The organism is Dyadobacter sp. CY345 (assembly GCF_021502725.1).
Taxonomy (GTDB): Bacteria; Bacteroidota; Bacteroidia; order Cytophagales; family Spirosomataceae; genus Dyadobacter.
On the sequence record NZ_JAKFFS010000004.1, the window covers coordinates 724,514 to 742,158 of the forward strand.

General features: G+C 40.6%; 14 protein-coding genes. 6 read left to right on the forward strand and 8 right to left on the reverse strand.

The features are described 5' to 3' along the window. Window positions 1-55 precede the first annotated feature (55 nt). Entirely contained in the window at window positions 56-1,114 is a 1,059-nt protein-coding gene (locus L0657_RS20460; RefSeq protein ID WP_235152617.1) for a glycosyltransferase family 1 protein, read from the forward strand. A 4-nt stretch (window positions 1,115-1,118) separates the two neighbouring features. On the opposite strand, the gene L0657_RS20465 is transcribed toward L0657_RS20460, so the two are convergent. From L0657_RS20465 to corA, 3 genes are all read right to left on the reverse strand, one after another. Beyond that, the gene (locus L0657_RS20465) at window positions 1,119-2,102 is read right to left on the reverse strand and encodes a glycosyltransferase family 2 protein (protein WP_235152618.1); all 984 of its coding nucleotides are present in this window, start codon (window positions 2,100-2,102) and stop codon (window positions 1,119-1,121) included. A gap of 578 nt (window positions 2,103-2,680) precedes the next feature. Then, on the reverse strand, window positions 2,681-3,244 hold the full coding sequence (locus L0657_RS20470) for a GNAT family N-acetyltransferase (RefSeq protein WP_235152619.1): 564 nt from the start codon (window positions 3,242-3,244) through the stop codon (window positions 2,681-2,683). A 37-nt stretch (window positions 3,245-3,281) separates the two neighbouring features. Next, entirely contained in the window at window positions 3,282-4,226 is a 945-nt protein-coding gene (corA, locus tag L0657_RS20475; RefSeq protein ID WP_235152620.1) for a magnesium/cobalt transporter CorA, read from the reverse strand. Between the two features lie 165 nt (window positions 4,227-4,391). Between corA and L0657_RS20480 the strand changes: the two genes are divergently transcribed. From L0657_RS20480 to L0657_RS20495, 4 genes are all read left to right on the forward strand, one after another. Then, complete coding sequence (locus tag L0657_RS20480; RefSeq protein ID WP_255717990.1) at window positions 4,392-5,579, forward strand: MFS transporter; 1,188 nt, start codon at window positions 4,392-4,394, stop codon at window positions 5,577-5,579. Beyond that, window positions 5,569-6,174, forward strand: coding sequence for a YigZ family protein (locus L0657_RS20485; RefSeq protein ID WP_235152622.1), 606 nt, complete (start codon window positions 5,569-5,571; stop codon window positions 6,172-6,174). The genes L0657_RS20480 and L0657_RS20485 overlap by 11 nt, the downstream gene beginning before the upstream one ends. Before the next feature lie 107 nt (window positions 6,175-6,281). After that, on the forward strand, window positions 6,282-6,524 hold the full coding sequence (locus L0657_RS20490; RefSeq protein WP_235152623.1) for a hypothetical protein: 243 nt from the start codon (window positions 6,282-6,284) through the stop codon (window positions 6,522-6,524). After that, window positions 6,514-6,837 (forward strand): type II toxin-antitoxin system RelE/ParE family toxin, encoded by a 324-nt coding sequence (locus L0657_RS20495; protein ID WP_235152624.1) that lies wholly within the window; start codon window positions 6,514-6,516, stop codon window positions 6,835-6,837. The genes L0657_RS20490 and L0657_RS20495 overlap by 11 nt, the downstream gene beginning before the upstream one ends. A 30-nt stretch (window positions 6,838-6,867) precedes the next feature. On the opposite strand, the gene L0657_RS20500 is transcribed toward L0657_RS20495, so the two are convergent. The 3 genes from L0657_RS20500 to L0657_RS20510 all read right to left on the reverse strand — a co-directional run bounded on the left by L0657_RS20500 (window position 6,868) and on the right by L0657_RS20510 (window position 12,204). Continuing rightward, the gene (locus L0657_RS20500; protein WP_235152625.1) at window positions 6,868-7,035 is read right to left on the reverse strand and encodes a hypothetical protein; all 168 of its coding nucleotides are present in this window, start codon (window positions 7,033-7,035) and stop codon (window positions 6,868-6,870) included. Window positions 7,036-7,145: 110 nt separating this feature from the next. After that, complete coding sequence (locus L0657_RS20505) at window positions 7,146-8,909, reverse strand: RagB/SusD family nutrient uptake outer membrane protein (RefSeq protein WP_235152626.1); 1,764 nt, start codon at window positions 8,907-8,909, stop codon at window positions 7,146-7,148. 34 nt (window positions 8,910-8,943) lie between these two features. Beyond that, window positions 8,944-12,204 (reverse strand): TonB-dependent receptor, encoded by a 3,261-nt coding sequence (locus L0657_RS20510; protein ID WP_235152627.1) that lies wholly within the window; start codon window positions 12,202-12,204, stop codon window positions 8,944-8,946. Between the two features lie 318 nt (window positions 12,205-12,522). Between L0657_RS20510 and uvrA the strand changes: the two genes are divergently transcribed. Beyond that, window positions 12,523-15,378 carry an excinuclease ABC subunit UvrA gene (gene uvrA / locus L0657_RS20515; RefSeq protein WP_235152628.1) on the forward strand — a complete coding sequence of 952 codons (2,856 nt, stop codon included), beginning with the start codon at window positions 12,523-12,525 and terminating at the stop codon, window positions 15,376-15,378. A 377-nt stretch (window positions 15,379-15,755) separates the two neighbouring features. On the opposite strand, the gene L0657_RS20520 is transcribed toward uvrA, so the two are convergent. Next, window positions 15,756-16,493 carry a LytTR family DNA-binding domain-containing protein gene (locus L0657_RS20520; protein WP_235152629.1) on the reverse strand — a complete coding sequence of 246 codons (738 nt, stop codon included), beginning with the start codon at window positions 16,491-16,493 and terminating at the stop codon, window positions 15,756-15,758. Then, window positions 16,490-17,560, reverse strand: coding sequence for a sensor histidine kinase (locus L0657_RS20525; protein ID WP_235152630.1), 1,071 nt, complete (start codon window positions 17,558-17,560; stop codon window positions 16,490-16,492). The genes L0657_RS20520 and L0657_RS20525 overlap by 4 nt, the downstream gene beginning before the upstream one ends. Window positions 17,561-17,645: the final 85 nt, after the last annotated feature.

Below are 17,645 nucleotides of genomic sequence, written 5' to 3' on the forward strand. Positions count from 1 at the left end.
GTCGGGTATTTTGAGGCTATTTGGTTCAGAAATCCATTCTATTCATCTAAGGTTAATGTCAAAAAAAATTATTGTTGATTGTGAGCGGATGCGGTATCCAAATACTGGTTTATACCATTTTTGTCTGCAATTGGGTAAGGCGTTGAAAAACCAGGTTGATCCGGAAGATGAAATTGGATTTTATTTGCCGAAGACTGAAAAAGATGTTTTCGGCGCGGGCAACAAGTTTTCAACGCACAATTCGATGCATAAATATTTGTTTCCCAATACGGGAAACGTGAAGTTATGGCATTGCACTTATCAAAATTCCAACTACTTTCCATACCGAAAAAATATCCCGGTTGTCCTTACCGTTCACGATTTGAACTTCCTTTATGATTCAAATCAGAATAAAGAAAGAACTGACAAGCTCTTAAAGCAACTTCAAAGGAAAATTAATAAGGCAAACCACGTTGTTGCAATATCACATTATGTGCTAAATGATCTTGAAAAATATTTGTCGCTGGAAGGCAAAGCGACGTCTGTAATTTACAATGGCTGTAATGTCGATGACAGCATTCCGATTGAAAATCCTGAGGTTGTTTACGACAAGCCGTTTTTGTTTACCATCGGGACGATTGCCGAAAAGAAGAATTTTCATGTTTTGCCTCCACTTTTAAAAGGCAATGATCTTTTGCTGATTATTGCAGGCATTGAACAAAGTAAGGCCTATAAACAATTAATTATTGAAGAAGCTGAAAGGGCAGGAGTGGCGGAACGCGTTGTTTTTACAGGTGCAATAACGGAAAATGACAAAAAGTGGCTGTTAAGTAACTGTCTTGCATTTTTATTTCCTTCAACTGCGGAAGGTTTTGGATTGCCGGTTATTGAAGCGATGTATTATGGAAAACCGGTTTTGTTATCCAGATGCACATCCCTGCCGGAAATCGGGGGAGATTGTGCTTACTATTTTGATAATTTTGATCCTGAACATATGCGGAATATCCTGGAAAATAGTCTTGCTGACTACAAAAAAAATCTGCCTTTTGAAGAAATCAAAACAAGAGGCAGATCATTTTCGTGGGAAACAGCAGCTATTCAATATCTCGATGTGTATAGAACTTTACTGACGTAAACTTTTAAAGTTTGATTACATGCTGGTATTTGATCATCATTTTAATGTTATCAATAACATCCAGAATACCGATGTTGGAATGATTTCTCTTCATTTGACGATTGAATGCGCTTTTCTTAATTCGTAAACCTTTTCTGTTGCTAAGAAAATCACGATAAGCTTCAATCTTATAAAACTGGCAGGTAAATGCGCCCATCATTACGTCGCAAAGCAAAATCTGCAAATGCCACAGCGCAAGATCTGAGCCCTGAAGGTGAAGATAATGTACATAATAGCGATTGCGGAAATGTATTCTTTTTATCGCACGTTTATGGTTGTGGTTTTTGGTACTGGCCATAACTTCGTGGCGGCAAACAGCATTGTGTTCGTAGTAACATTTCCAACCCATTCTCCACGCACGGATTGAAAGTTCCTGATCCTCACCATAATACGGATTGAACATTTCATTGAAACCATTGATTGTTTTCAATTTCTTCGTATCCATCAATGCATTGGCTCCCGACAAATAAAATGTTGGTGTGAAAGCATCCATGTTTTGAAGATGGAAAAGATCCGAAGATTTGATCTTTCTGCCCATAATACGAGGCTCTCTCGCAGCCTCTCTTATCAGGTCATCATCCATTCCGATAATGCGGCCCATCACCCCAAACGTATCTTCCTTCTCGAAAAATTTATATAGCTTTTCAAGGTATCCCGGTTCCAATGTAACATCGGTATTAAGCAAAAATATTAAATCCATATTTGCCTGTTTAATACCCAAATTACAAGTTTCAGAGAATCCCGAATTTGTTTCTTTTTTTAGAAGTGTGATGCTATCCCCATAATGTTGTTGCAAATATTCCACAGATCCATCCGTCGAGGCATCATCGATTACGATAATCTCTACCTCTGTATCAATGGAAGTAAGCACCTGAAAATTATGGTTGAAATATTTTTCAAATAAGTGTTTTCCATTATAATTTGGAATGATTACTGAGATGCTTTTCATTCAATCGGTTATTTAGTTAAACGGATTTTTAATAACCTATACGGTTGAAACTGTCTTTTCAATTTCTCAGTACGGTTTTTTACTAAAACAGCCTATGGCAGAGATTCTCACGTCGGGATTGAAACGCCATTTCAATAAGAATCATTGCATCGTAATTAATAAAGCTCCACGAAATTTAGAAGCCAAACTAAATGCACTCATAGTCCTTTGTACATAAACCTTTGATTCCTCAACTGTTAAGAATTACAGCACTTACTATATTCCTTACCAGATTTCCTATGAATCTGTTGCAAGTTCTATGCCAATATCAACAAGACACTGCTTTAAGAGAAAGGGTTGGAAGAGTAATTAAAATCTGAAATTTACCTGAGCTGAAACTATATTGTTATTTTTAATTTGGATTGTAAATTTTCAAGTATCAGGCAGATGAAAGCGTTGATTCTCACAAAATTAAAAAATTAATGTCTATACGTAATATAAAGTTGAAAGATTAGCAGGAAAGTGCTAATTAATACTGATTTAATTCAAGTAAATTTTTTACTTAATAATTTTATAATTAATAAGAGATGTTTGTTCGCTTAAAATTTCCATGCAACTACATTCCAGATATCAACGTGATCCTGATGTCTGTGAATCGTCTCAAAGCCGACCCTTTCATGGGCCCGTTGAGATCGACTATTTGAAGTTGAAATTTCTGTTATAAGAAGTTCAAAGTGCTCCTGATATAGGTTTTTGTGTGTCTGATATAATTTGTCAAAAATCCCCTGACCGCGAAACTGCTCGCTCACACAGATTTGTCCCATCACGTAATAATTATATTCGCTGACAACCCGGCTATTCCATGTAATGTTGTCAATAATTTCAAACATAGGTTGAAGGTCGGGAATAAGTTTTCCGAGTGACGGCAGCATGGCCAATGCAAAAGCAACGACGTCTCCGTTTACCGTAGCAATAACCTGAGGCGTTGTATCCCGCATCAGTTTTAATTGTTCTGCCGTGTGGCAAACCGTCAAAAATCCCTGATCCTGTTTGGTTGATTCCGCAATGTTGGTTTTCAGGTTAAGTTGTTGCAGAGCCAGGATCTGGTCGATATGCTGGTCTGTTTTGGCAAATGTGTATTCTATAATCGGAGCGTTATCCATGCAGAAATTCGACTTAATAGGGAAAAGAATGTTTATTTTAAATCCATCGTTTTCGTCTGAAAAACCACAGCACCACCAGCGAGGAAAGCACCATCAGTAGCAAAGAAACATAAAATCCCCATGGCTCTTCGGTTGACGGTATGTGCGTGTAATTCATCCCGAAAATTCCGGCAATAAGCGTTGGCGGCATAAAAATGATCGTCACAACCGTGAAAATCTTGATTACCTGGCTTTGTTCAAGATTGATCAAACCCATAAATGTATTCTGTAAATATTCCAACCGCTCAAAATTGAAGGTGGTATATTCCAAAAGTGAATTAATATCTTTCAGTATAATCCGTAAATGTTCTTTTCTGTCTTCCGGAAAATACTGACTGCGCAGAATTCCTGACAGTACGCGCTGCTTATCAATACTGGTCTCACGAAGCATCATCGTTGTTTCCTGCAACGCACTTATCCGTATCAAAACCTCCTGCCTTGCTTTTTGCTCGTGCGCCAGATCCTTACTTATTACTGAAATATCCCTGGAAATTGCTTCTAAGGAATCTGCATCAGCTTCGATTCTGGTTTCCAAAAGCATAAGCATAAAATCAACGCCGGTCTGGAAAGTATCCGGGCTAACCTTCATTTTCTTGACAGTGTCTGCGAATGTTTTAGAATCTCCGCGACGGTATGTAAACAGAATATTTTTGTGGAGGATAAAGGAAACAGGATACGTTTTGTAGCCATCACGGTCGATACTCAAGAAGTTTGAGTTGGCATTAATCGTTTCATTCTGTTCGAAAAAACGTGAACTGCTTTCAATTTCAACGATTTCCTGAGGTGTCTGAAAACTAATCTCGCATTTATTCTCAACCCATTCTTCTTCCTCGGCCGAAGGTGATTGAAGATCAACCCAGACAAGACTATCAACTTTACCTAATTCGCGAATGTCATTTTCGCGTTTTATCAACCGGCCTTCTTTGTAAAATATTCTTACCATAACGCATTGAAATTAAAAAGTTGAGCGTCTTATTAAATCAGGAGTGACCAATACAGCAGAATTTCTAATATATTACTACTGAACAATCAGCTGTTTATTTTGACCGGACGCTAACCACTTTCAAGTATTCTTAACTTTTGTCCAAGATAGTTGTAATTTTGTGGGATGCAAAATACGGCTTCTCCAGGAATATTTACACTGCAGTTTTGGTTGTTAGGTACGAGTTCCTTTTTATTCTCTTCTAGTTTCAATATGCTTATTCCTGAGCTTCCGGGTTATCTCTCGGACATGGGAGGCGCGGAATACAAAGGTTTTATCATTGGTTTGTTCACATTAACGGCGGGTATATCCCGACCATTTAGTGGAAGGTTGACTGACCGGGTCGGCCGCGTTCCGGTTATGGCCTTTGGATCTCTGGTATGTTTTATATGCGGATTTCTATATCCGATTTTTACGACAGTCATGCCTTTTTTGCTTTTAAGACTGGTTCACGGATTTTCAACAGGTTTCAAACCGACGGGAACGGCTGCTTACATTGCAGACATTATTCCGGCAAATCGCAGAGGAGAAGCGATGGGGATTCATGGCATGTGCATGGGCGTTGGTTCAGCTTTCGGACCGGCAATCGGAAGTATGATCAGCCAGGCTTTTTCGATGAATGCACTTTTTTATACCTCATCTTTTTTCGCGCTTCTTTCAATTGTTATTCTTTTCAACATGAAAGAAACGTTGGTTGAAAAGGAGAAATTATCTGTAAAGGCTTTCAAGCTTACCTGGCGGGATATTTTTGAGCCCGATGTTTTCAGTCCGGCATTCGTAACTTTTCTAGCCTATTTCGGTTTTGGAGCGGTTGCGACACTTACGCCGGATTTTAGTGAGATTCTGGGACTTGGTAACAAAGGAATGTATTTCATGGTTTTTACTCTGTTTTCCATTTTAATTCGTTTTGTGGCCGGAAAACTTTCCGACCGAAAGGGTAGGTTGCCGGTTACCATAGCTGGTATCGTCGTTTTAATTTTATCCATGATTATTACCGGTTACGCAGAAACTGTTTTCATGTTTTTAACCGGCGCTGCTTTTTTTGGCGTATCTATGGGAATTTTGTCGCCGGTACTATCGGCCTGGACGGTTGATTTAAGCAGCGATCATAATAGGGGGCGAGCAATCGCTACCATGTATATCTGCCTCGAAGCGGGTATCGGGCTGGGCGCATTTCTTTCCGCAGCTTTGTTTGCAAACAAAGCAGAGAATCTGCCATTGGTATTCTTATGGATGGCAGGATTTGCTGTTGCTGCCCTGCTTTATTCGATTCTTTTATTCAGGTACAAAAAAAGATCCAGCCGTGTTATTTGACGATACTTATTGCACCATAGCGGAACCGGCAGAAGGGTTTTTCAAAGATAAAGGGAGCAAATTTATCTCGTTTATTTTTCCAGTTTCTTCCGAGAACGAAGCCAAAACTCATTTGCTTGAACTACGGGAATTGCATCCGAAAGCAAATCACCATGTATATGCATACCGGCTCGGTCTTGATCGAATGACCTATCGGCTAAGTGATGACGGAGAGCCTTCGGGATCTTCGGGTCGGCCAATTTTAAATACACTTTATTCGAAAGAGATTACCAATATTCTTGTTGTAGTTGTCCGTTATTTTGGAGGGACACTTCTTGGGATTCCGGGATTGATCAACGCATACCGATCTGCAACGGAAGCTGCCTTGGAAAACGCGCAGATCGTGGCAAAACATTTGTTCAATTTATATGATGTTCAATTTTCCTATGTTCAAATGAACGACGTTATGCGGATTGTAAAAGAAATGGAATTGCCTGTCAGAGCGCAGACGTTTGAAATGGAGTGCAAAATGGTGGTGGAAGTAAGGACTACATTGACCGAGCGATTTATAACGCGCTGCGAAAAGGTGGAGGGGCTTTCTATAAAATTATTATAATTTTTTCTCTGTATTTGCTCGATTAGCTTAATATTGTCAAATTACCTAATAGTTTCGTAACTTCGCTGTATTAAGATATGGTTGTTAAGAATTTGAAATATAATACCATGAAAACCACACTCAGTCTGAATACCGACATTCAGTTAACTTTTAATCAGCTTAAAGATCTGGCAAAGCAACTTCCAGAAAAACAGCGTAGGGAGCTTGCTACAATCTTGGTAAATGAGGATGAAAATATAACGAAAAAACAGTTGGTTGCTAAGATTAAAGAAGGCCTTGAAGAGGTAAAGCTTTATAAAGAAGGTAAAGTTACACTTCAATCTGCGAGAGAATTTCTGAATGAACTTTGAAGTAAAACTTTCGACGGCTTTTCTAAAAGACGTCAAGCCAATATCGAAAAAGTATCGATCGTTTAGCGCTGATTTTGAAGCATTGATTGATTATTTGGAAAGCAATCCTACACTTGGCACACCACTTGGCAGAAATTGCTACAAGATAAGACTTGCTATTAAAAGCAAGGGGAAAGGTAAAAGTGGTGGAGCCAGAATTATAACTTATGTCATCACCGAAAAACAAGAAGTGGTTTTGCTGACAATTTATGATAAACAAAATAAATCCGATCTTAAAGCCAACGAGCTAGATAAACTTTTAGAAAACTTGTAATAAGGCACCTTATTTTCAATTCCAGTCAAGTTAAAGATCATTTTCTCTCAACATTTTTACAAAATCATCTTCATAAGCTTTCACAGCTTTAAGCAATTCTTCAAGCTCTTTCTTTTCCGGTGTTCCCGGTTTTGCTCCGTAAATTTCTTCGATTCTTTCAGAAGCTTTTTCGTAGTCGCTTTCGTTTTTTAATACCATGTCTGATTCATTTGTAATATTTTACAAATATAATTTTATTGGTAACAAAGACAAAAACCGGCCCGAAGGCCGGCTCTTGGATTCAGTTTAGGTAGTTATAAATTCTTCGGTTAGTATCCGGGATTCTGCGTTAATGTTGGCTTTCCGTCCAATTGGCTGTTCAGAATTTCATCCTGAGGTAGCGGAAAATAAAGGTTTTTGTCAGTAAATGTTTTTCCTGCCATATATCCTCTTTTGCTAAATGTTCTTCCTGACGGCTCTTTACCGGCTACTGCCTCTTCTGCTGCATATTTATTTAAAACTTTTACAGCAATGCCCCAGCGCACCAGATCAAAGAAACGGTGGCCTTCCATTGCAAACTCAAGGCGCTGTTCCATACGTGTTGCATTTCGGGCAAAGTCTGCACCTTTACTTGCAAAAGTTCCTACCGGATAAGGTTCCACTTTGTATGTAACGGACGCATCTTGTACGGATCCTGTTTTTGCCCGGTTACGGATCTGGTTTACATAACCTTCTGCAACGGCCAGATTTCCAAGCTCAATTTCACATTCTGCCAACCAGAGCAATACGTGAGAAAGTTTGATCATCCTGAAATTGTTGTTAACATTTCGTTTGCTGGTCGAATGTGTTGTACTGTTTTCTTCGCCAAGGTAGTACATCCACTTTTTACCGGTGAATGGTCCTGCATAAGTTTGATCCCGAATCCAGGAAGCACCTGGCATAGGTCCCCAATCCAGGAAATTCACACCACGACGGCCTACTGTCCAGTCAAGACGAGGATCAACAGGGATGGTTTTGTCCAATGTAAATGCCGCAGATGCCGCTATTCCCTGATCGTTCGGTAGGTCTACTTTATTATAGGTATCAAGTGTGCCGTCCGCTGCATCGCCAATTAAGGGCAATCCATTCTCGGTTTTGAATGCGTTCACGAGGTTATGTGATGCCTGGTAAAATCCGCAGCAACCACGTCCGGGGGCACCTGCTGAATATGGCCAGTTAAGGTTATCGCCTGCATTACCATTGTTACCGTTCGTGCCGTCATTTACTGAAAACTGCACTTCGAAAATAGATTCACTATTATTATTTCCAGCAGTTCTGTAATTGTCATGATAGTTAGGCACAAGTTTCTTTCCTGAATTTGTAACTACATCGTCAAGTAGTGCCTTTGCCGGTGCCCATTTTTTCTGAAACAAATAAGTTTTTGCAAGGAAAGATTTTGCAGCCCATTGTGTAGCTCTTCCTTTTTGAGACTGCGTTGCAGGCAAATTTTTGGCTGCGAAATCAAAGTCCTCCTCAATTTTAGCCCAAATATCCTCTGTATTAGGTATTTTAGTCGAATTTGGATCTGACGATACATAGGCCTTGTCGTCAATGTAAGGAACTTTATTCCACATTTTCTTCGCTTCAAAATGAAAGAATCCTCTGAGAAAACGCGCCTCAGCAGTTACTTGTAATATTTCTGCGTCAGTCATGTCCTTCACCAATTCACTGTTCGCGATCTGGATGACTTCATTACACCTTGCAACACCGTCATATTGATGCCACCATTTTCCTAAAAAGTAAGTGTTGTCAGACAGCCAATTGTATTGCTCGATAAACGACTGCTCTGGCTGGTCGCCTGCGTCGGTACCTTTTACTGCATCATCGCTTGCAATTCCACCAAAAACATAATTTGAAACTGTCGACTGGCGGCCAGTATTACCTGATCCAACGCCATCCACAAGCGAATAGGCTCCGATCAACAATGCATTGACACCATTTTTATTACTTAACTGTTCAACCGAAGCGCGGCCTTGCGGTTTTAGATCAAAAAAGCTGTCGGAGCAAGCGAAGCTGATCGCGGTCATGAAAATTATTAAAGCTATTTTTTTCATTTTAGTATATGAAATTTTTGTTAATGTCAAAATATTAGAAACCGAAACGCACACCTACGAGATAGGATTTAGCCACAGGATAGGCACCTTCGTCCACACCTAAATGCTTGTCCTCGTTATCATTACCCGATCTTCTGAGGTTGATATCAGGATCGAGTCCGGTATACTTGGTAAACGTGAATAGATTTTGCCCTTGCAAATAAATCTGTGCAGATGCGATTTTTATCTTTTTCAGAAAAAATGAGGGAAGTGTATAGGTCAACTGGATGTTTTTGATGCGGAAATAAGATCCGTCTTCCAAAAAGTAAGATGAAACTTGCTGGCTTGTAGCATCTCCTGAGTTTAACCTTGGTAATTTGGCATCGTCGCCAGACTTTTTCCAGGAATTATAGAGCATGTCCTTTGATCTGTTACCCTGGAAAACGTTGAAATCCGTCCAATATCTTGTATAGTTAAAGATTTCATTGCCATATACTCCTTGTCCAAATACGGTTAGGTCAAACGCCTTGTAGCCAACATTCAGATTAACACCATAGTTGAAATCCGGGTGTGGACTGCCTATGATGGTTCTGTCAGCAGCAGTAATGATACCGTCGCCATTGACATCTCTGAATTTGAAAACGCCTTCTCGTGTATACGAACCGAATTTAGGAGCAGCATCCGCTTCGGTCTGGTCTTTAATAACGCCATCAACAAAATAGCCGTAATAGCTCGCAATTGGATAGCCCGCCCTGGTAGCTGACATCGCAGGAAGGCGGGTTGCAAATCCAAAAATAGTTGAATTGGGATCATTATTTAACTTAACAACATTGTTTTTATAATGTCCAAAGTTAACTCCTAAGGCATAATAGAAGTCATTCTTTCTATCCCTGAAATTAAGACCGATGTCGAAACCTTTGTTTGTGACCTCTCCAATATTTGTATAAGGGATCGTTCCAGTACCGGCAGTCCGAGGAATAGCGATCTGAGTCAACATATCTGTTGTTTTACGGCTGTATAAATCCAGCACAACTTCAAGCTTACTCTTAAACAAAACGGCATCTATACCGATATTTGTGGAAGTATTTGTTTCCCATTTACCATTGGCATTACCGAATTGTACAAGGTCAAATCCTCCGACAATGGATGAGCCTGTACCATTGATGTCATAGCCATTGTTCTGTGGATCAGCGGCATAGAGTGTATATGCATTGTAAACATTCGGTATTAGCTGGTTGCCCGTTTTGCCCCATCCAAAACGTAATTTCAGATCGTCCAGTACTTTTCGGGTTGGTTTCATAAAATCCAGCTCTGTCATACGCATCCCGACGGAAAATGCAGGGAAGATACCATAACGAAATGCCTCAGAGAAACGTGAAGACCCATCACGGCGTAGTGTGAAATCTGCCAGAAAGAGATCTTTATAGCCATAGTTGATTTTACCGAACTGAGAGAAGAGCGCGCTTCTTGTTGCGCCGGCACCCGCGTTGGCTAATCCGGCTGCCGCACCTGCATCCAGATAACGGTAGTCGACATCATCAAATGCAAAACCACTTCTACTAGCCTGAAAACCTGCAGCGTAAGTTTTAACCGCCTCTGTTCCTATTAAAACATTCAGATTATGGGACCCAAATATTTTGGCATAATTCAATGTGTTGAACCAGGTAAATGAGCGGTCCAGGTTATTGATTACATTCAAGCTGTTAGCATTTCTTGCTTCAGCTGCCTCAATATCTCTGTGAAAATACTCAGAACGGTTCGACTGATTGTATTCAAGACCGAAACTGCTGCGCCCGGTCAACCCCGGTAAGATATCAATCTGCGCATAAGCATTTCCGAATACGTGGGTTCCTTTTGTGATGTTGTCTTTTTCGCGGTATAAACGCGCCAAGGGATTAGGCGCATTTCCGAGGTTACTTCCCCGGCTGCCGGCGAATCCGTTGAATGGAGATGTATTGTTTCCTCCCAGTGCCTGTGGGCCATTGGTAATGTCAAAGACCGGAATAATAGGATGAACACGGATGGCGAACATAATCGGGTTACTCTCATCATTATTTGTAATACCCTGGCGTTCATCGTAAGAAAAAGTAAGGTTTTCTCCCACAGTTACTTTTCCTTTTTTGAATTCGGTATTGGCCCTGATGGAATATCTTTTGTAATTGGTGTACTTCAAAATACCATTCTGTTTAAAATAATTCGCGGAAATAGCATATTTCGCAGTATTTGAACCTCCGCTTGCTCCGAGTTGATAATTAGAGATTGGAGCCGGATCAAAAATAGCATCTTGCCAGTCCGTACCTTCCTTATTGGCCTTGGTAATGTTGAAAGCTGTTTTTCCCAGGTTCGGATCTGCAATGTCATTGGTATAGGTGTAGTTGGCAGGAAGCTCTCCAAATACGTTAGGGTAAATGTAGTCGGCGATAGTCTGGTTGCCGTTTTCATCAAACTTGTATTGAACCGAAGGGGAAGTAACCGAAGGATTTTTACCTGCACCAAGATCGGATTGATACAGATATTCTCCCAATTCCCTGGTGTTCAGCAAATCAAGCATTTTACCAGGGCGCTGTGTTCCGGTATAAAAGTCAAATGTGATGCTTGGAGCTCCGGGTTTACCTTTCTTGGTTGTAATGATCACCACACCATTGGCAGCACGAGCACCGTAAATAGAAGCGGCAGACGCATCTTTAAGTACTTGCATGGATTCAATATCGTTCGGGTTGAGCTGGTTAAGCGTTCCCTGGGTCGGAACTCCGTCGATAACATACAAAGGACTATTGTTGTTAATTGATCCGAACCCCCTTATACGTACCATAGTTCCGCCTCCCGGAGAGTTGTCATTTCCAACGGTGACACCTGCGGCTCGACCTTGAAGCATCTGTGTTACACTGGCCGCAGGAAGTGCAGTAAGTTCCTTTGGGCTTATTACTGTGACCGCCCCGGTTATGTCCTGTTTGCGCTGGGAAGCGTAACCTGTAACAACGACCTCAGTCAATGCTTTAACATCATCAACAAGAAGAAGATTAACTACTGATTGAGCATTAGGGACGATAATTTCCTGTTTGATAAATCCGATTGAAGAAAAAACAAGCGTAACACTTTCGGCTTTTACATTGATAGAATACTTACCGTCGCTGTCTGTGACGGTCCCGGTTGTAGACCCTTTTAAGGTCACACTGACACCGGGAATTGCGTTGCCATCTGCGGAGGAAGTCACGCCTCCGGTGATTGTTTTGTCCTGGGCATTTGCGGTACCACAAAATATTGCCGTAAGCAATAGGGCAGCAGCAAACATTACAAATCGTAAATTTTGCGTCATAGAAATGAAAGGGTTGAGATGTTAAAAAAATATTACTTAATATCAATTTAGTATCAAAGCTAAACATTAGTTCAGAATTATTTTAATATTTCATGCTTTTGTAAAGAAAAAATATAAATATACTAATGGTTGCAAAATCGGTTATATGGTTATAGCCTGGTCTTTATGTGTTCTTGTTTGGTAAAAGGGAATTTGTTTGGGGCGCCAACATTGAATGCACCTGTTAAGGTAAATCACACAAGATTTTTGCAACTCAACCCGTACATTTGTGGTTATTCTATATAGTGCCTTCAACGATTATAAATCAATAGGATCATTTTGGAACATTTGAATGAAATTGAACTCGCTGAGCAGGATCTGATCGAAGTACAGGGAGCTCGTGAGCATAATTTGAAAAATATTGATGTTAGTATTCCACGCAATAAACTTGTTGTCGTGACCGGCATAAGCGGGAGCGGGAAGTCTTCTTTGGCGTTTGATACCATTTATGCGGAGGGACAACGCCGTTACATGGAAAGTTTCTCTGCTTACGCGCGTGGTTTTATTGGAGAAATGGAGCGTCCGGATGTTGATAAAATCAGTGGATTATCTCCTGTTATCAGTATTGAACAAAAAACGACCTCTCGAAATCCGCGTTCAACGGTTGGTACGGTAACTGAAATTTATGACTTCCTAAGGTTATTATACGCAAGGGCAGGAGAGGCTTATTCGTATGTGACAGGAAGAAGAATGGTCAAGCAATCGCAGGATCAGATTGTTAACCAGCTAATGACGCAGTTTTTAGGTCAAAAAACAATTCTTCTGGCGCCTGCTGTAAAAGGTAGAAAGGGACATTATCGTGAGCTTTTTGTTCAGATCGCGCGGCTGGGTTATACCAAGGTGCGCGTGGATGGCGAGGTTCAGGACATTTTACCTAAAATGCAACTGGATCGTTATAAGGTCCACGATATTGAAATTGTTGTCGACCGCGTAGTTCCCAAGGCAGAATCCGAAGATCCGCAATCCCGTTATCGTTTGAGCCAATCCGTTGCGACGGCGATTAAACAGGGAAAAGGTGCTTTGATGGTTTTAGATGAAAAAGGAGAAACCTATTATTTCTCCCAAAATCTGATGGATCCGGAATCAGGTATCAGTTATGATGATCCTTCGCCAAATAATTTTTCGTTCAATTCTCCTTATGGCTGGTGTCCAACTTGTCAGGGTTTGGGAATGGTGGAAGAAATTACTGAAGATTCAATTATTCCGGATCGCTCCTTATCTATTAGCAAAGGTGGAATTGCTCCAATGGGTGAATACCGGGACGCATGGATTTTCAAACAAATGGAGGTTTTGTTAAAACCTTTTAAAGTAAATCTGAACACACCGCTCGAAAAATTTCCTGAGGAGGCAATCAAAATGGTATTGTATGGAAGTGAAGAGCCGGTTGCAGTTCCTTCCAAAAAATATCCCGGAACAGAATGGGATACCAAGTTTGATGGTATCGTCAATTTTCTAAAACGTCAGCAGGAGACTGGAAATGACAAAATCCAGGATTGGCTGAAAGATTTTATGACGACAAATGTTTGTCCGGAATGTCATGGAAAACGTTTGCGCAAAGAATCCTTACATTTTAAAATTGATGGGAAAGATATAGCAGATCTTTCAAACCGCGACGTGCGGGAATTGTCGAACTGGTTGGTTGATCTCGAAGATCGCTTGGAAGAAAGGCAGCGGGTGATCGGTCACGAAGTGTTGAAAGAAATCCGGAAACGCGTGGGATTTCTGCTTGATGTTGGTCTGGATTATCTGACTTTAAACCGTGCACTTCGTACACTGTCTGGTGGTGAGGCGCAGCGTATCCGTCTGGCGACACAAATTGGGACACAGCTTACGGGCGTTTTGTATATTATGGATGAGCCAAGTATCGGTCTCCACCAACGCGATAATGTAAGACTGATTAATTCCTTAAAAAGCCTTCGCGATCTTGGAAACACCGTTTTGGTTGTGGAGCATGACAAGGATATGATGCTTGCTTCTGACTATATCGTCGATATTGGTCCCGGCGCTGGCCGTCATGGAGGAAATGTGGTTGGAGCAGGCACTCCCGAAGAATTTTTAAAAAATGGATCTTCGACGGCAGATTTTTTAAGTGGTCGCCAGAAAATAGAAATTCCAAAAGTCAGGAGGAAAGGAAACGGGAATTATCTTTCATTGAGAGGATGCACGGGCCATAATCTTAAAAATGTGACCTTGGCTTTTCCTTTGGGGACTATGATTTCCGTAACAGGCGTGAGTGGCAGCGGAAAGTCTTCCCTGATCCACGAGACACTTTTTCCTTTACTAAATCATCATTTTTATAAATCTAGAAGAGAACCGCTTCCTCATAAAAGTATTGAAGGGCTGGAACATATTGATAAGGTAATTGAAGTAGATCAGTCGCCGATTGGCAGGACACCACGTTCTAATCCGGCTACTTACACGAATTTATTTACTGATATCCGTACGCTTTTTGCAGAATTGCCGGAAGCGAAAATCCGGGGATACAAGCCTGGCCGTTTTTCATTTAATGTCAAAGGCGGAAGATGTGAAGATTGTGAAGGTGCGGGAATGAAGAGAATTGAAATGGATTTTCTTCCGGATGTGCATGTTAACTGCGAAACCTGCAAAGGAAAACGATTCAATCGTGAGACATTAGAAGTTCGTTTTAAAGGAAAATCGGTTGCTGATATTCTGGATATGACGGTGGAAACCGCACTGGAATTTTTCGAAAATCAGCCGCGTATTTTAAGAAAAGTGCAAACACTTTTTGATGTTGGTTTGGGTTATATCACACTTGGTCAACATGCAACAACGCTTTCCGGCGGAGAAGCGCAACGTGTGAAATTATCTGAGGAGTTATCAAAACGTGATACAGGAAAGACGCTTTACATTCTGGATGAACCAACAACAGGTTTACATTTTCAGGATATCAAACATCTTCTTGTAGTGCTTGACAAATTGGTTGAAAAAGGAAATACTGTTTTGATTATCGAACATAATCTTGACGTGGTAAAAGTTTCTGATTATGTAATCGACCTGGGCCCGGAAGGTGGTGCTTTGGGTGGAAAAATAATTGGAGAAGGTACGCCTGAGAAGGTTTCGAAAGTGAAAGGAAGTTATACCGGGTTTTATTTGAAAGAAGAGTTGAAGGGATGAGTTAAAGCTGTTAGCTATTAGCGCTTAGAGTTTTAGCGATTGGAAGAGCGGTCAGGTATTGAGACAAGTGTCCTTAATACCTGGCTGTTTTTGTATTAATCTAACCATTATTTTTTTTTCTGAGGGAGTGGCCATGATATAGGAAGTAATTTATCCCAAAGTTTTCCTGGCTCCTTTGGAGCCTCCTATTTATAGAAAGTATTTGTTCCAAAGATATCCTCGCTCCTTCGGAGCCTCCTGGAATTTGCAGGATAATTTTTAGTTAAATTTCCAGGAAACTCCGATGGAGTTACGTTCAATTTTGCAGTTGCGTTTTCTATAAACAGGATGTCCCGAAGGGACAATTAGCTTGTAGAAAAATCCAATCTTTAATAAACTCACATCCACTTACTCAAAAACTGGCTAAAATTCTCCTTATACTGATCACTCACCGGAATGGTCACCGTTCCAATCTGAATCGTATTTTTTGTTACAGCTCCGATTTTATCCAGATTGACAATAAACGAACGATGAACACGCATAAATTTGGTTGAAGGTAATTTCTCTTCCAGCGCTTTAAGACTTGTTAAAGAAAGTACCGGCTTGGTATCCGATTTTAGAATTACTTTAACATAATCCTTTAGTCCTTCAATATAAAGGATGTCGTCGTAAGCTATCCTCACAAGCTGATATTCTACTTTCAGGAACAAATAATCTTCCTTCATCTCCGATGGCGCTGCGACATTTGCGGCACGCTGAACCAGTTCTACATACGCTTTTCCTTTGGAAGCAGCCTTTAAGAACTCTTCGTAATTAAAAGGTTTTAATAAATAATCCAGCGCATCAACCCGGAATCCGTCCAGCGCAAACTGATTAAAAGCCGTTGTGAAAATTATTCTCGGCCCTTGATTTCCTGATTTTTCAATAATTCTCGCGAGTTCAATGCCAGTCAAATCCGGCATTTGGATGTCTAGAAAAATAAGATCAACCTGCTGCTGATGGATGGCTTCCAGCGCTTCAACGGCACTGGAATACCTACCGGCAAGATTTAGGAAAGGAGTTTTATCAATAAAAGCACAGACCAGTCCGAGCGCAAGGGGCTCATCGTCAACGGCTATGCATTGTAATACGTTCATGCAGTTTGTAATTCCAAATGTACTTCAAATTCTTTTTCTTCGGCGTTTTCATTCACATCAAGCTGGTATTTTCCGGGATATAGCAAATCAAGCCTTCGTTGTGTGTTGGTCAGGCCAATGCCGTTGCTTTCATCAAGCACAGTTCGTTTTTCAGTGAACAACGTGTTTTTCACATCTATAAAAACTTTTTCCCCTTTCTGCCAGATCTTGATATCAATATTACTAGGCTGAACCGCGCTCACACCGTGTTTGAATGCATTTTCTATAAAAGGTAAAAAAAGCATGGGAGCGATGGAAACATCGTGTAACGGAACAGGCGGATCAAGCGTTACAGATACCTTATCTGTTAGTCTCAGCTGCATCAATTGGATATAGTCCTGGGCAAAAGCAATTTCCTGGCTCAGCAAAACAGTACCGTGTTGCGTCTCATAAAGCACATAACGCATCATCCTCGAAAGTTTGTGCAGCGCCTCCCTTGCCATTTCTACATCAATAATTGTTAGTGCATATATATTATTGAGGGTATTGAAAAAGAAATGGGGATTGATCTGTGCTTTTAAAAACGATAACTCCGAATTGATTTTTTCTTGTTCAAGATTTCTTCTGTACTGTTTATCACGTTCCGCATTTTGTACAGCCGCAACGCTGGTACTGATACCAATAATGATAAGCGCAGTGAGCAAGGCAAAATAATCCAGACGGTCCTGATGTTTCTTATCTCCGTTTGCTTCCCTCGCCATTTTGAAAGCCCTATCCATTTGCTCACCGTGATTAATAGCAATTTTTACTTGCTCCATCAAAACAGCGAGAACAATTACTGATAAAACGTTAAATAAAATAAACTGCCAATATCTGTTTTTCGCCAGATACTGAGGAAACCAGAAATAAAAGTTTAGGTAAAAAACAGCAATCAGCATCGTAAATAATACGGCCTGCTTAACCCAGAATGAGGCAGGGAATTGGATTTGCCAGCTAAGAGGCTGCCACATTAAAAATAATGCGAGAAAACTCCATCCTAAGAGATGCAAGAACAGCGGAGGATATTTTCGTACGGTGGGGTTATTCATGCAAATATTTTTTTGTCGAAGCTCTTAAACCTTTTAATCACGATACAATCATACAGGGAAATTTTGTAAGTGCCTAGCTGATTCG

Bases quoted from the DNA above. Each gene is read 5' to 3' on its own strand.
- L0657_RS20460 (WP_235152617.1), top strand. From the start codon at position 56: ATGTCAAAAAAAATTATTGTTGATTGTGAGCGGATGCGGTATCCAAAT.
- L0657_RS20465 (WP_235152618.1), bottom strand. From the start codon at position 2,102: ATGAAAAGCATCTCAGTAATCATTCCAAATTATAATGGAAAACACTTA.
- L0657_RS20470 (WP_235152619.1), bottom strand. From the start codon at position 3,244: ATGGATAACGCTCCGATTATAGAATACACATTTGCCAAAACAGACCAG.
- corA (WP_235152620.1), bottom strand. From the start codon at position 4,226: ATGGTAAGAATATTTTACAAAGAAGGCCGGTTGATAAAACGCGAAAAT.
- L0657_RS20480 (WP_255717990.1), top strand. From the start codon at position 4,392: ATGCAAAATACGGCTTCTCCAGGAATATTTACACTGCAGTTTTGGTTG.
- L0657_RS20490 (WP_235152623.1), top strand. From the start codon at position 6,282: ATGAAAACCACACTCAGTCTGAATACCGACATTCAGTTAACTTTTAAT.
- L0657_RS20495 (WP_235152624.1), top strand. From the start codon at position 6,514: ATGAACTTTGAAGTAAAACTTTCGACGGCTTTTCTAAAAGACGTCAAG.
- L0657_RS20500 (WP_235152625.1), bottom strand. From the start codon at position 7,035: ATGGTATTAAAAAACGAAAGCGACTACGAAAAAGCTTCTGAAAGAATC.
- L0657_RS20505 (WP_235152626.1), bottom strand. From the start codon at position 8,909: ATGAAAAAAATAGCTTTAATAATTTTCATGACCGCGATCAGCTTCGCT.
- L0657_RS20510 (WP_235152627.1), bottom strand. From the start codon at position 12,204: ATGACGCAAAATTTACGATTTGTAATGTTTGCTGCTGCCCTATTGCTT.
- L0657_RS20520 (WP_235152629.1), bottom strand. From the start codon at position 16,493: ATGAACGTATTACAATGCATAGCCGTTGACGATGAGCCCCTTGCGCTC.
- L0657_RS20525 (WP_235152630.1), bottom strand. From the start codon at position 17,560: ATGAATAACCCCACCGTACGAAAATATCCTCCGCTGTTCTTGCATCTC.